We start from the raw sequence: 13,021 nt of genomic DNA, 5'->3' as shown, positions 1-13,021 counted from the left end.
CGATGTGACGAGCGCGTCGGCCGGTGGCCGCGCCGGTTCGGACGGGAACGGAGCAGCACTACGATGCCGGGCATGTGGTGGGTGGTGGGCACGGTCCTGGCCGTCGGGCTCGTCGCGGCGTACCTGATCTGGACGGCCGGCCGGGTCGAGCGGCTGCAGGCCCGCGCGGAGTCCGCGACCCGGGCGCTCGACGCCCACCTGTTGCGCCGCGCGGCGGCCGCCGCCGTGCTGGCCGAGCGGCGCTACGGCGTGGAGCTGTACGCGGCCGCCCGGATCGCCCTGGACGCCGTACCCGAGGAGCGGGAGGCCGCCGAGAACGACCTCACCCGGCAGCTGCGCGCGGTCGAGCTGGACCCGGACGACCCGGCCGGCGAGGCGGTGATCGCGGCCAGCCGGCGGCTGGCCCTGGCCCGGCAGGTGCACACCGACCTGGTCCGGGACGCCCGGACGGCCCGCGGCCGCCCCCTGGTACGCCTGTTGCGGATGGGGCGCCGGCACGACTGGCCGCAGTACTTCGACATCGACGACCCCACCGTCACCACCCGGGCCGACGTCACCACGGGCTGACCGTCCCGGCCCCCGCGCCCCGCGCCCACCAGGCGTGACGGCGACCACAGAGCAGGCCACCGTGGGTCTGATTGGCTGTCGGATCGGTGTTCACCCCGTCGTAGCATTTTTCGCAGCCACCCCCGAGCACGCCCAAGGAGGATGACCCGTGCCCGAATCCACCTCCCCGAACACCAACGCCACCCCCGTCGTCGGCACCGCCCGCGTCAAGCGGGGCATGGCCGAGATGCTCAAGGGCGGCGTGATCATGGACGTGGTCACCCCCGAGCAGGCCAAGATCGCCGAGGACGCCGGCGCGGTCGCCGTCATGGCGCTGGAGCGGGTGCCCGCCGACATCCGCGCGCAGGGCGGCGTGTCCCGGATGAGCGACCCGGACATGATCGACGGCATCATCAACGCCGTCTCGATCCCGGTCATGGCCAAGGCCCGGATCGGCCACTTCGTCGAGGCGCAGGTCCTGCAGTCCCTCGGCGTGGACTACGTCGACGAGTCCGAGGTGCTGACCCCGGCCGACTACGAGAACCACATCGACAAGTGGGCCTTCACCGTCCCCTTCGTCTGCGGCGCGACCAACCTGGGCGAGGCGCTGCGCCGGATCACCGAGGGCGCTGCCATGATCCGTTCGAAGGGCGAGGCCGGCACCGGTGACGTCTCCAACGCCACCACCCACATGCGCAAGATCCGCAAGGAGATCCGCCGCCTCCAGTCGCTGCCGGCCGACGAGCTGTTCGTCGCCGCCAAGGAACTCCAGGCGCCGTACGAGCTGGTCAAGGAGGTCGCCGAGACCGGCAAGCTGCCAGTGGTGCTGTTCACCGCGGGTGGCATCGCCACCCCGGCCGACGCGGCCATGATGATGCAGCTCGGCGCCGAGGGCGTCTTCGTCGGCTCGGGCATCTTCAAGTCGGGCAACCCGGCCCAGCGTGCCGCCGCGATCGTGAAGGCCACCACCTTCCACGACGACCCGGACGTGCTGGCCAAGGTCTCCCGCGGCCTGGGCGAGGCGATGGTGGGCATCAACGTCGACGAGATCCCGCAGCCGCACCGGCTGGCCGAGCGCGGCTGGTGATCCCGGCGGGGCGGGCCGGCCGGCCCGCCCCGCAACCGCGGGCCCGGCGGTCCGCGACGACGCGACGACGAAGGAGCGACGACGCGATGAGCGACACACCCGTGATCGGGGTGCTCGCCCTGCAGGGCGACGTGCGGGAGCACCTCGCCGCGCTGGCCGGGGCCGGCGCCCACGCCCGCCCGGTGCGCCGTCCGGCCGAGCTGGACGCCGTCGACGGGCTCGTCATCCCGGGCGGCGAGTCCACCACCATCAGCAAGCTCGCCGACATCTTCGAGCTGCGCGAGCCGATCGACAAGCGAATCGCCGCCGGCATGCCGGTGTACGGGTCCTGCGCCGGCATGATCATGCTGGCTGCCGAGGTGCTGGACGGCCGCCCCGACCAGCGGGGCTTCCAGGGCATCGGGATGACCGTCCGGCGCAACGCCTTCGGCCGGCAGGTCGACTCGTTCGAGGCGCCGGTGGAGATCGACGGGGTCGACGGCGAGCCGTTCCACGCCGTCTTCATCCGGGCCCCGTGGGTCGAGCGGGTCGGCGCGGGCGTCGAGGTGCTCGGCCGGGTCACCGAGGGGCCGGCGGCCGACCGGATCGTCGCGGTCCGGCAGGGCAATCTGCTGGCCACCTCGTTCCACCCGGAACTCACCGGCGACCTGCGGGTGCACCGCTATTTCGTGGACCTGGTCCGGGCCGCGGCCTGAGCCTGGGAGCAGCCCTTCCCTGCCCTCGCCGGCAGGTTCACCGGCCCGCGGTTGCTGTCCTCCGGCAACGGCCGGGCGGCCCGCCGGCCCGCTGCCGCGCCCCGGCACGGGTGCCGGGTGTGACATGCGGAGACGCCGTCTCGGTAGGATTGCCGCGGTTCGGCAGGGCCATCGCTCGCCGCAGCCGTCCACGCGGAGCCGCCCGGCCAGCACCATCCGTTCCGGTTGACCGTGGATTCGGCGCGGGAAGTCGACGCAGGCGTGGATCATCAAACGGAGGTATGAGATGTCTGGCCACTCAAAGTGGGCGACCACCAAGCACAAGAAGGCCGTCATCGACGCCAAGCGCGGCAAGATGTTCGCCAAGCTGATCAAGAACGTCGAGGTGGCGGCCCGGACCGGCGGCGGCGACCCGGCCGGCAACCCGACCCTCTACGACGCCATCCAGAAGGCGAAGAAGAACTCGGTCCCGAACGACAACATCGACCGCGCGGTCAAGCGCGGCTCCGGCCTGGAGGCCGGTGGCGCCGACTACCAGACGATCATGTATGAGGGCTACGGCCCGAACGGCGTCGCGCTGCTCATCGAGTGCCTCACCGACAACCGCAACCGCGCCGCCACCGAGGTGCGCACCGCACTGACCCGCAACGCCGGCTCGTTCGCCGACGCCGGCTCGGTGTCGTACCTGTTCTCCCGCAAGGGCGTGGTGATCGTCCCCAAGGCGGGCACCACCGAGGACGACGTGATGATGGCGGTCCTGGACGCCGGCGCCGAGGAGGTCAACGACCTCGGTGAGGCGTACGAGGTGGTCTCCGAGCCGGGCGACCTGATCGCGGTGCGCTCCGCCCTGCAGGACGCCGGCATCGAGTACGAGTCCGCCGAGTCCTCCCTCGTGCCCAGCGTCAGCGTGCCGCTGGACGAGGAGGGCGCGCGCAAGATCTTCAAGTTGATCGACGTCCTCGAGGACTGCGACGACGTGCAGAACGTGTACGCGAACTTCGACGTCTCCGACGAGGTCATGGCGGCCGTCGGCTGAGCCGGCGGTGACCCGGGTGCGGTTTGCGCCGGGCGACGTCGTCGTCCGGCGCGAGACCATGGCACCCGCCGGGTCTGGATATACGCTCCTCCCGGATATATCATCGTGCGGGAGGTGTATTTCATGGCCAAGACTCTGTTGGATCTCGATGAGGATCTTCTGGCGGAAGCGACCGCTGCGCTCGGCACCGCCACCAAGAAGGAGACGGTGACGGAGGCCCTCCGACAGGCTGTGGAGTCCAGCCGCGAGCGCCGGCAGCGGGCCTTGGCCGACCTTCAGGAGGTCGCCGACGAGGGGGGCTTCCACTTCGAGCGGCTCAACGAGCTCGACCAGTGAAGTATCTGGTCGACACGAGCGCTCTGGTCCGCATGGTCCGTCGTCAGGTCGATTCGAGCTGGTCCGACCTCGCCGCCCGTGGCCTGATCGCCATCTGTGACCCGGTGCTCGTGGAAACCCTGACTATCGCCGACGCCAAGGCCTACGACCGGGTTGAGCGGGGGCTGCGCGACCTGTACCCGTGGGTTCCGGTTCCCGACGATGCCTGGCAGGTCGTGCGGGCGGTGCGGCAGGAGCTCGCCAGCCAGAGCGCGCACCAGGGCCTGTCCGTCGCGGATCACCTGGTGATCGCCACCGCCATCCGCCTGAAGTTGGTCGTACTTCATCAGGACGCCGACTTCGAGACCGCGGCCAGGCTCGTGCCGCAACTGAGCCAGGAGCGGATCAGCTGACGTTCGCCGCTGGTGATCGGATCGCTCGTGACGGACCGCGAGGCCGCGGCGGCGCGGCCACCGCCTCGACCGCGGGCCGTCAGCCGGCGGCGAACCGGCGGGCCACCGCGTCGAAGGCGGCCTTGCGGCGTACGGAGCCGTCGGGCAGCACCGCGACCAGGCCGTAGCCGGCGGTGTCCAGGTCGAGCTCCGGCTCGGGCCGGTGCGGATAGCTGAACGACGCGTAGGTGTGGACGAAGGCGCCCGCCACCCCGGCCGCGTCGGCCGCGTCCAGCAGCCGACCGATTTCCTCGGCCTGTGCCCCTTCGTCCCGGACCACCGGCTCGCGCAGCCGGGGCGGATCCGCGTCCCGGTCGACCACCGTCCAGGCGAGCGCGCCGCGGGCCTCGGCGCCCGCGTACGTGGCGCAGCCCAGCTCGGTGAGCACCACCGGCTTGCCGGGCCGGCGCCACCGCCCGATCGCCGCCGCCCACGCCTCCGGCGACTCCCCGCTGCGGTAGTGGTCCACCCCGACGAGGTCGAAGGGCCGCCAGTCGACCCTCTCGAAACCGAGCGCGGCGTATGCCACCGGACCCTGGAATCGGGACCGCGCCGTGGCGGCGGCCCGGCGCAGGTGCCGGTTGAGCGCCCACGGGAACGGGCCGTGGCGCACGGTGCTCCACAGCAGCCGGCGCGGGCTGGTCATGGTGGCCATCCGGTCGGTGGTGGTGGCCCCGGAGACGATGCCGCGCAGGAACAGGGTCGACTCCCAGCCGGCCACCAGCACCACCTCGGCGCCCCGGGCACGCAGCCGCTCCCCGATGTCGGCGCAGCTGCCGAGTTGGAGGCGGGCGGCGGCCGACGTGGCGTCCGGCAGCGCGGGGGAGAGCCAGACCGCCAGCCCCGCCTCGGCGGCGGCCTCGGCCGCCAGGCGCAGCCGGTCCAGGTTCTCTCCGACGAGTCGTACCGCGGTGGCGTGCAGCTCGGTGGCGATCCCCCGCAGGTCGGCGCGGACCTGGTCGGGGTCGAAGTCCGGCCGGGACGGCCGGCCGGGCAGCAGTTCGACGCCCGTGTCGTAGACGATGCCCCGGATCCGCATGGCCACTCCCTGTCGATTCGAAACCTAGCTGACCGGTCGCCGGTCGTGCCCGTACCCTTCCCGGATGCTCGTCCCCGACCTGCCGCTGCGCACCGACCGGCTCGTGCTGCGCGCGTTCACCGCCGACGACCTCGCCGCCCTGACCGCCTACCGCTCCCGGCCGGAGGTCACCCGCTACCTCTACCACGAGCCGTACGACGAGGCCGCCGCCGCGGCGGCGATCGAGCGCCTGCGGGGGCGGACCGCGGTGCGCGCACCGGGCGACGTGTTGAACCTCGCGATGGTGCTGCCGGCGACCGGCGAGCTGGTCGGCGACGTGCTGCTGACCTGGACCAGCGGCGAGCACCAGCAGGGCGAGATCGGGTACGTGCTGCATCCGGACCACACCGGCCGGGGGTACGTCACCGAGGCGGCCCGGGAGATGCTGCGGCTCGGTTTCGAGGGCCTCGGCCTGCACCGGATCGTCGGCCGGCTCGACGCCCGGAACAGCGCCTCGGCGCGGGTGCTGGAACGGCTCGGCATGCGCCGCGAGGCGCACCTGCGGGAGAACGAGTTCGTCAAGGGCGAGTGGACCGACGAGGTGGTCTACGCCATGCTGGGCCGGGAGTGGCGGGCCCGCTCGACCGCCACCTGACCGGGAACACGGCTCGGCCCGGCGCCCCCGTGCGCGCCGGGCCGAGACCGCTTCAGGCGGCGTGCCGCCGCGCCTTGACGGCGCTGTCGATGAAGCCCAGGACGACGATGACGGCGGTGACCAGGACGGTCGCCCGCGCCAGGTCCTGCGTGCCGCCCTCACGCAGCCACTCGAACCGCTGGACCAGCTCCGGGTTGAGCAGCCGGTCGGTGAGCAGCAGCCAGGTGAGCGGCACGGCGAACGCGAGATCGAGCACCGTCTTGACCGCGACCAGCGGCCAGGTCCACCGCCCCGACCGGTACTTCGCGACCTCCAGGCAGATGTCGGCGACCAGCACCGCCAGCAGTACGGGCAGCCAGAAGCTCCACAGCGCCGGGTCGATCATCGGCAGTCGGGAGCCGTCACCCGAGATCCAGGGCTGGAAGTGCTGCCAGGGGAAGAACGCGATGGCGAACAGCAGGAACACGATCGAGGCGCAGGTGTCGACGAGCGGCACCTGCCGCTCCTTCGGCGCCTCGGGCAGCTGGTCGACGCTCCACTCGGGCAGGTTCAGCGGCGTGTTGGTGCGCTCGAGCACGGCGAAGACGAGGGTGAGCCAGAACGCGATCTGCACCGCCGTCTGCATCGCGCCGACCACCCCGGCGCCGATCGCCGCGCCGGGCTCGCCGTCGACCGTCGCCTTCACCACGCCGGTCGCGACACCCACGATGGCGGGAATGTAGGTGAGCAGCGTCCGCAGCAGCCGCCACCAGACCAGGTAGTAGCGCGGGCCGATGAGCTGCAGCCGCCGGTCGGCGTAGCGGGCCGCCAGCTGGTCGGGGTTGCCGAGCTCGGTGAGCACCTCCCGCTCGGCGGTGTCGGCGTCCTGCCCGGCGTCGGTCCGGCCGTCGATCATGTCCGCGATGGACGCCCGCAACTCGGAGGCGATCTCCGCGCGACGGGGTGCCGGCACCGTACGCAGGGTGGCGGTGACGTACCGGTCGGTCAGGGAACTCATCGGTCCGCTCCTTCGATCAGGCCGGCGACGGAGGTCTGCACGGCGGTCAGGTCGTCCAGCAGGCGGTCCAGCACGGCCTCGCCGTCGGCACTGGTGCGGTAGAACTTGCGCGGCCGGCTCTCCTCGGTGTTCCACTCGCTGGTCAACAGCCCCTGCTCCTCCAGCCGCCGGAGCAGGGGATAGAGCGTGTTGGCGTCGACCGGGAAGCCGTGCTCGCCCAGCCGTTGCAGCAGCGCGTAGCCGTAGTCGGGCCGGCGCAGGGCGACCAGGCTCGCCACCACGACCGTGCCGCGCCGCAGCTCCTGAAGATGGGTCCGGAGGACCTCGTCGCTCACCATGCGGCACACGATACTGTGTTGCGCACACTATTCCAACCCCGTACATCATCGTGCGGCACGCGACCGCCGGAAGAGAGACCCGGAACACCCTCGGCGCGGACGGTGGAGCCGGTCAGCCGACCTGGGTAGGGTGAGTCGGTCGACTCCGACGCAGCCTTGATCCACACCCCGGGGGGCGCCACGCATGGGCGATTCGTTCGCGCATCTGCACGTGCACACTGAGTACTCGATGCTCGACGGGGCGGCCCGGCTCAAGGACCTCTTCGCCGAGGCGGCCCGGCTCGGCATGCCGGCGGTGGCGATCACCGACCACGGCAACATGCACGGCGCGAACGACTTCTACAAGCAGGCGACGGCGGCCGGCGTCAAGCCCATCCTCGGCGTCGAGGCGTACGTGGCGCCGGAGTCGCGCTTCCACAAACAGCGGGTCAAGTGGGGCCGCCCGGAACAGAAGAGCGACGACGTCTCGGGTAACGGCGCGATCACCCACATGACCATGTGGGCGGCGAACAAGAACGGGCTGCACAACCTCTTCACGCTCAACTCCCGCGCCTCGATGGAGGGCCACTACGTCAAGTGGCCCCGGATGGACATGGAGCTGATCGCCGAGCACGCCGAGGGCATCATGGCGACCACCGGCTGCCCGTCCGGCGCGGTGCAGACCCGGCTGCGGCTCGGTCAGTTCGACGAGGCCCTCAAGGTCGCCGCCGCATACCAGGACATCTTCGGCAAGGAGAACTACTTCCTGGAGATCATGGACCACGGCCTCGAGATCGAGCGCCGGGTCCGCGACGGCCTCGTCGAGATCGCCCACAAGCTCGACATCCCGCCGGTGGTCACCAACGACTCGCACTACACCCACGAGGCGCAGGCTGAGGCGCACGACGTGCTGCTCTGCGTACAGACCGGCAGCAACATCGCCGACCCCAACCGGTTCCGGTTCGAGGGCGGCGGCTACTTCGTCAAGTCCGCCGACCAGATGCGCGCGGTCGACTCGTCCGAGCTGTGGCAGCAGGGCTGCCGCAACACCCTGCTGGTCGCCGAGAAGGTCGACCCGGCCGGGATGTTCGAGTTCCACAACCTGATGCCGCGGTTCCCGATCCCCGAGGGGGAGACCGAGGAGTCCTGGTTCCGCAAGGAGACGTTCCGGGGGCTGGAGCGCCGCTTCCCGAACGGCATCCCGGAGGGGCACGTCGCCCAGGCCGAGTACGAACTGGGCGTCATCGTGCAGATGGGCTTCCCGTCGTACTTCCTCGTGGTCGCCGACTTCATCCAGTGGGCCAAGAGCCAGGGCATCGCCGTCGGCCCGGGCCGTGGCTCGGCCGCCGGCTCGCTGGTCGCGTACGCCCTGGGCATCACCGACCTGGACCCGATCCCGCACGGCCTGATCTTCGAGCGGTTCCTCAACCCCGAGCGCGTCTCGATGCCCGATGTCGACATCGACTTCGACGAGCGCCGGCGCGGTGAGGTGATCCGGTACGTCACCGACAAGTGGGGCGAGGACAAGGTCGCGCAGATCGCCACCTTCGGCACGATCAAGGCGAAGGCCGCGATCAAGGACTCGGCCCGGGTGCTCGGCTACCCGTACGCGGTGGGCGACCGGATCACCAAGGCGATGCCGCCGGCGGTGATGGGCAAGGACATCCCGCTGTCGGGCATCTTCGACCCGAAGCACCCGCGCTACGCCGAGGCGGGCGAGATCCGCGGCCTCTACGAGTCCGACCCGGACGTCAAGAAGGTCATCGAGACCGCGAAGGGCATCGAGGGGCTGATCCGGCAGACCGGCGTGCACGCCGCCGGCGTCATCATGTCCGCCGAGCCGATCATCGAGCACATCCCGCTGACGCGGCGGGACGCCGACGGGGCCATCATCACCCAGTTCGACTACCCGACGTGCGAGTCGCTCGGGCTGTTGAAGATGGACTTCCTCGGCCTGCGCAACCTCACGATCATCGACGACGCGGTCAAGAACATCCAGCTCAACCACGGCAAGGAGCTGGACCTGCTGGCCCTGCAGCTGGACGACAAGGCCGCCTACGAGCTGCTCGCCCGCGGTGACACCCTGGGCGTGTTCCAGCTCGACGGCGGGCCGATGCGTTCGCTGCTGCGTCTGATGAAGCCGGACAACTTCGAGGACATCTCCGCCGTCCTCGCCCTCTACCGGCCCGGCCCGATGGGCGTGGACTCGCACACCAACTACGCGCTGCGCAAGAACAACCTCCAGGAGATCACGCCGATCCACCCGGAGCTGGCGGAGCCGCTGCGGGAGATCCTCGCCCCCACCTACGGCCTGATCGTCTATCAGGAGCAGGTGCAGCGCGCCGCGCAGATCCTCGCCGGCTACAGCCTCGGCCAGGCCGACCTGCTGCGCCGGGCGATGGGTAAGAAGAAGAAGGAGATCCTCGACAAGGAGTTCATCCCGTTCCGGGACGGCTGCCGCGAGCGCGGCTACTCCGACGAGGCGATCCAGGCGGTGTGGGACGTGCTCGTCCCGTTCGCCGGCTATGCCTTCAACAAGGCCCACTCCGCCGCGTACGGCCTGGTGTCGTACTGGACGGCGTACCTCAAGGCGCACTACCCGGCCGAGTACATGGCGGCGCTGCTCACCTCGGTCGGCGACGACAAGGACAAGATGGCGCTCTACCTGTCCGAGTGCCGGCGGATGGGCATCCAGGTGCTGCCGCCCGACGTGAACACCTCGGCCGGGCCGTTCACCCCGGTCGGCCGGGACATCCGCTTCGGTCTGGCCGCCATCCGCAACGTCGGCGCGAACGTGGTCACCTCGATCATGCGGTGCCGCGAGGAGAAGGACGCCTACGCCGACTTCTACGACTTCCTGTCGAAGGTGGACGCGGTGGTCTGCAACAAGAAGACCATCGAATCGCTGATCAAGGCCGGGGCGTTCGACTCGCTCGGCCACCCCCGCAAGGGCCTGCTCGCCGTGCACGCCGACGCCATCGACGCGTACGCCGACGTCAAGCGCAAGGAGGCGGTCGGCCAGTACGACCTCTTCGGCGCCGGCTTCGGCGACGCGGACGCCGGCAGCAGCACCACGGTGATGCCGACCATCGGCGAAGGGGAGTGGGACAAGCGGGACAAGCTCGCCTTCGAACGCGAGATGCTCGGCCTGTACGTCTCCGACCACCCGCTGTTCGGCCTGGAGCACGTGCTCGGCGCGGCGGCCGACTGCACCATCGCCGCGCTCTCCGAGGAGGGGACCGTGCCCGACGGGGCGGTGGTGACCCTGGCCGGGATCCTCTCCGGTGTGCAGCGCCGGGTCACCAAGCAGGGCCGGGCCTGGGCCTCCGCCACGCTGGAGGACCTGGCCGGTGGTGTCGAGACGCTGTTCTTCCCCAACACCTACGAGGTGATCGGCCAGTACATCGCCGAAGACGCGATCGTGGTGGTCAAGGGGCGGGTGGACCGTCGGGACGACACGCCCCGGATCATGGCGATGGACATGTCCATGCCCGACATCAGCAGCAACCCGGCGAACAAGCCGGTTACGCTGACCATCCCGGTGCACCGCTGCACGCCGCCGCTGGTGGAGAAGCTCAAGGAGACCCTGGTGCTGCACCCCGGCGACACCGAGGTGCACGTCAAGCTGCTCAACGGCGGCAAGACCACCACGCTGCGCCTCGGGCCGTTCCGGGTGGCGGCCACCACCGCGCTGATGGGCGACCTGAAGAGCGTCCTCGGCCCGGCCAACGTCAGCTGACGTTCCCGGCGACTCGATAGCTTTTGTCCGTTATCGTCGTGGAGTGTCCCGCCGACAGGTGTTGGCTGCCGTCCCGGTCCTGGTTCTGTCGGCCGGGCTGCTGGCCTGCACCGACCGGGCGCCCACCCGGGAGGCGGTGACCAGCCCGTCGGCGGGTGGGTCGTTCGGGCCGCTGGTGTCGGGGATGCCGAGCTATCCGGCGGCGGGCAACGTCTACGCTGCGGCCGGCCCCGGCCAGCTCGCCGCGGCGGTGCGCGGGGACCGGCCGGCGGTGTATGTGCCGAACACGAAGAGCAACGACGTGTGGGTGATCGACCCGGCGTCGTTCAAGGTGGTGCGGAAGTTCCCCGGCGGGCCGGAGCCGCAGCACGTGGTGCCCTCCTACGACCTGCGCACCCTCTATGTCGCCTCCAGCCAGATCCCCAACGGTGGCCTGGTCCCGATCGACGCGCGCACCGGCGACCCGGGCGGGTTCCGCAAGCTCGAAGACGTCTACAACCTCTACTTCACCCCCGACGGCAAGCAGGCGATCGTGGTCGCCGAGGCGTACCAGCGGCTCGACTTCTACGACCTGGGCACCTGGCAGCGGGTGCGGTCGGTCCGGTTCCCCGAGTGCGGCGGCATCAACCACATGGACTACACCGCCGACGGCAAGACCATGCTGTTCAGCTGCGAGTTCGCCAACCGGATGCTGGTCCTGGACACCACCAACCTCCGCAAGCTGCGTGACTTCCGGCTCACCGAAGCCTCCGACGGCATGCCCCAGGACACCCGACTCACCCCCGACGGGCAACACTTCCTCGTCGCGGACATGCACGCCCACGGCGTGTACGTCTTCGACGGCCAAGCCACCCGCCAGACCGGGTTCATCCGCACCGGCCGAGGCGCCCACGGCATCTACTTCAGCCGCGACGCCCGGCTGGCCTACGTCACCAACCGCGACGAAGGCAGCGTCACCGTCCTCGACCTGACCACCCTGAAACCCACCACAACCTGGCGGATCCCCGGCGGCGGCAGCCCCGACATGGGCGGCCTCTCCGCCGACGGCAAACAACTCTGGCTCTCCGGCCGCTACCACGACGAGGTATACGTCCTGAACACCGACAACGGCAAACTACTAGCCCGAATCCCCGTCGGCCGAGGCCCACACGGCCTCACCATCTGGCCCCAACCCGGCCGCTACTCCCTCGGCCACACCGGGAACATCCGGTAGGGCCGCTCCGGCTGCGGCAGCCGGCCGGGTCCGGCCGCCCGGCGGTCCGTCAGTTCCCGGCCGCGTCGAACGACTCCGTCAGATCATCTCGGCCGGTACTCGAACTCTGGGCGGCCGGGGGTGCCGTAACGCGGAGCGCGCACGGCGCGATCACTGGTCACCAGGTATTCCAGGTAGCGCCGGGCGGTGACCCGGGAGATCCCGGTCTCCCGGCCGACCTCGGCCGCGGACCGCCCGGTGCCCCCGCCGAGCGCGGAGAGCACCCGGTGCAAGGTCTGCTCGTCCAACCCCTTGGGCAGGGTGTGCCGGGCCGCACCGCGCAGGGTGGCGAACATCTGGTCCACCTCGTGCTGGGCGGCCACCTCGCCCTCCGCGAGGGCCTGCCGCCGGTAGTCCGCGTAGCGCTCCAGCTTGTCGCGGAAGGCGGCGAAGGTGAACGGCTTGAGCAGGTAGTGGGTCACTCCCAGGGAGACCGCGGTGCGGACCACCGCCAGGTCCCGCGCCGAGGTCACCGCCAGCACGTCGACGCTGCTGCCCGCCGCCCGCAGGGCCCGGCACACGTCCAGGCCGTGCAGATCGGGCAGGCGGAAGTCGAGCAGCACCAGGTCGATGCCCGTACCGCCCCGCTGCCGCAGCGCCGCCGTCGCCTCCCGCGCGGTGTGCGCCACCCCGACCACCACGAAGCCGGGCACCCGCTCGGTGTACGCCTTGTGCGCCTCGGCCAGCAGCGGCTCGTCCTCCACCACCAGCACCCGGATGTCGGTCATGCGTCCGCCTCGCTGCGCTCGCTCATGCGGCCGCTCCGCTTCGCTCCGCGGTCGCATGAGGCTCCACCGCACTGAGCCTGATGATTCGCTCGCTGCGCTCGCTCATGCGGCCGCTCCGCTTCGCTCCGCGGTCGCATGAGGCTCCACCGCACTGAGCCTGATGATTCGCTCGCTGCGCTCGCTC

The 13,021-nt window shown here is 70.9% G+C and carries 13 protein-coding genes; 9 read left to right on the top strand and 4 right to left on the bottom strand.

Translation table 11 applies throughout. The features are described 5' to 3' along the window. The first annotated feature begins 63 nt into the window (after positions 1 to 63). From ACFYML_RS05995 to ACFYML_RS05970, 6 genes are all read left to right on the top strand, one after another. Positions 64 to 567 carry a hypothetical protein gene (locus tag ACFYML_RS05995; RefSeq protein WP_387419527.1) on the top strand — a complete coding sequence of 168 codons (504 nt, stop codon included), beginning with the start codon at positions 64 to 66 and terminating at the stop codon, positions 565 to 567. Between the two features lie 148 nt (positions 568 to 715). After that, positions 716 to 1,633 (top strand): pyridoxal 5'-phosphate synthase lyase subunit PdxS, encoded by a 918-nt coding sequence (gene pdxS / locus ACFYML_RS05990; RefSeq protein ID WP_387419526.1) that lies wholly within the window; start codon positions 716 to 718, stop codon positions 1,631 to 1,633. 86 nt (positions 1,634 to 1,719) lie between these two features. Then, the gene (pdxT, locus tag ACFYML_RS05985; protein WP_073839472.1) at positions 1,720 to 2,328 is read left to right on the top strand and encodes a pyridoxal 5'-phosphate synthase glutaminase subunit PdxT; all 609 of its coding nucleotides are present in this window, start codon (positions 1,720 to 1,722) and stop codon (positions 2,326 to 2,328) included. 286 nt (positions 2,329 to 2,614) lie between these two features. Continuing rightward, positions 2,615 to 3,364, top strand: coding sequence for a YebC/PmpR family DNA-binding transcriptional regulator (locus ACFYML_RS05980; protein WP_387419525.1), 750 nt, complete (start codon positions 2,615 to 2,617; stop codon positions 3,362 to 3,364). Positions 3,365 to 3,487: 123 nt separating this feature from the next. Further along, positions 3,488 to 3,700 carry a type II toxin-antitoxin system VapB family antitoxin gene (locus tag ACFYML_RS05975; RefSeq protein ID WP_073839675.1) on the top strand — a complete coding sequence of 71 codons (213 nt, stop codon included), beginning with the start codon at positions 3,488 to 3,490 and terminating at the stop codon, positions 3,698 to 3,700. Further along, a complete protein-coding gene (locus ACFYML_RS05970; RefSeq protein WP_387419524.1) occupies positions 3,697 to 4,092 on the top strand; it encodes a PIN domain-containing protein in 396 nt (131 codons plus the stop codon). Before ACFYML_RS05975 ends, ACFYML_RS05970 begins: the two co-directional genes overlap by 4 nt. Positions 4,093 to 4,171: 79 nt before the next feature. Here the strand turns inward: ACFYML_RS05970 and ACFYML_RS05965 are convergent, their stop codons facing one another. Next, the gene (locus ACFYML_RS05965; RefSeq protein ID WP_387419523.1) at positions 4,172 to 5,170 is read right to left on the bottom strand and encodes a hypothetical protein; all 999 of its coding nucleotides are present in this window, start codon (positions 5,168 to 5,170) and stop codon (positions 4,172 to 4,174) included. A gap of 64 nt (positions 5,171 to 5,234) precedes the next feature. Here ACFYML_RS05965 and ACFYML_RS05960 point away from each other — a divergent pair, with 64 nt between their 5' ends. After that, positions 5,235 to 5,804, top strand: a complete 570-nt coding sequence (locus ACFYML_RS05960; RefSeq protein WP_387419522.1) for a GNAT family N-acetyltransferase — start codon at positions 5,235 to 5,237, stop codon at positions 5,802 to 5,804. A gap of 52 nt (positions 5,805 to 5,856) precedes the next feature. Here ACFYML_RS05960 and ACFYML_RS05955 read toward each other — a convergent pair whose 3' ends face one another. Then, positions 5,857 to 6,801 carry a permease prefix domain 1-containing protein gene (locus ACFYML_RS05955; protein ID WP_387419521.1) on the bottom strand — a complete coding sequence of 315 codons (945 nt, stop codon included), beginning with the start codon at positions 6,799 to 6,801 and terminating at the stop codon, positions 5,857 to 5,859. Further along, positions 6,798 to 7,139, bottom strand: coding sequence for a PadR family transcriptional regulator (locus tag ACFYML_RS05950; RefSeq protein WP_387419520.1), 342 nt, complete (start codon positions 7,137 to 7,139; stop codon positions 6,798 to 6,800). The genes ACFYML_RS05955 and ACFYML_RS05950 overlap by 4 nt, the downstream gene beginning before the upstream one ends. Before the next feature lie 184 nt (positions 7,140 to 7,323). Between ACFYML_RS05950 and dnaE the strand changes: the two genes are divergently transcribed. Both dnaE and ACFYML_RS05940 read left to right on the top strand, forming a co-directional pair. Then, on the top strand, positions 7,324 to 10,857 hold the full coding sequence (gene dnaE, locus ACFYML_RS05945) for a DNA polymerase III subunit alpha (RefSeq protein WP_387419519.1): 3,534 nt from the start codon (positions 7,324 to 7,326) through the stop codon (positions 10,855 to 10,857). 43 nt (positions 10,858 to 10,900) lie between these two features. Further along, positions 10,901 to 12,070 carry a YncE family protein gene (locus tag ACFYML_RS05940; protein ID WP_387419518.1) on the top strand — a complete coding sequence of 390 codons (1,170 nt, stop codon included), beginning with the start codon at positions 10,901 to 10,903 and terminating at the stop codon, positions 12,068 to 12,070. 83 nt (positions 12,071 to 12,153) lie between these two features. Here the strand turns inward: ACFYML_RS05940 and ACFYML_RS05935 are convergent, their stop codons facing one another. Further along, complete coding sequence (locus tag ACFYML_RS05935) at positions 12,154 to 12,837, bottom strand: response regulator (RefSeq protein WP_387419517.1); 684 nt, start codon at positions 12,835 to 12,837, stop codon at positions 12,154 to 12,156. Between the last annotated feature and the right edge of the window lie 184 nt (positions 12,838 to 13,021).

Origin of the sequence: Micromonospora sp. NPDC007230 (genome assembly GCF_042869115.1) — a bacterium.
Taxonomy (GTDB): domain Bacteria; phylum Actinomycetota; class Actinomycetes; order Mycobacteriales; family Micromonosporaceae; genus Micromonospora.
This window is presented reverse-complemented; position numbering and strand designations above follow the sequence as displayed.

Coding starts and splice junctions, on each gene's coding strand:
- ACFYML_RS05995 (WP_387419527.1), top strand. CDS start 64: ATGCCGGGCATGTGGTGGGTGGTGGGCACGGTCCTGGCCGTCGGGCTC.
- ACFYML_RS05975 (WP_073839675.1), top strand. CDS start 3,488: ATGGCCAAGACTCTGTTGGATCTCGATGAGGATCTTCTGGCGGAAGCG.
- pdxT (WP_073839472.1), top strand. CDS start 1,720: ATGAGCGACACACCCGTGATCGGGGTGCTCGCCCTGCAGGGCGACGTG.
- ACFYML_RS05980 (WP_387419525.1), top strand. CDS start 2,615: ATGTCTGGCCACTCAAAGTGGGCGACCACCAAGCACAAGAAGGCCGTC.
- ACFYML_RS05965 (WP_387419523.1), bottom strand. CDS start 5,170: ATGCGGATCCGGGGCATCGTCTACGACACGGGCGTCGAACTGCTGCCC.
- ACFYML_RS05950 (WP_387419520.1), bottom strand. CDS start 7,139: ATGGTGAGCGACGAGGTCCTCCGGACCCATCTTCAGGAGCTGCGGCGC.
- ACFYML_RS05935 (WP_387419517.1), bottom strand. CDS start 12,837: ATGACCGACATCCGGGTGCTGGTGGTGGAGGACGAGCCGCTGCTGGCC.
- ACFYML_RS05960 (WP_387419522.1), top strand. CDS start 5,235: ATGCTCGTCCCCGACCTGCCGCTGCGCACCGACCGGCTCGTGCTGCGC.
- ACFYML_RS05955 (WP_387419521.1), bottom strand. CDS start 6,801: ATGAGTTCCCTGACCGACCGGTACGTCACCGCCACCCTGCGTACGGTG.
- dnaE (WP_387419519.1), top strand. CDS start 7,324: ATGGGCGATTCGTTCGCGCATCTGCACGTGCACACTGAGTACTCGATG.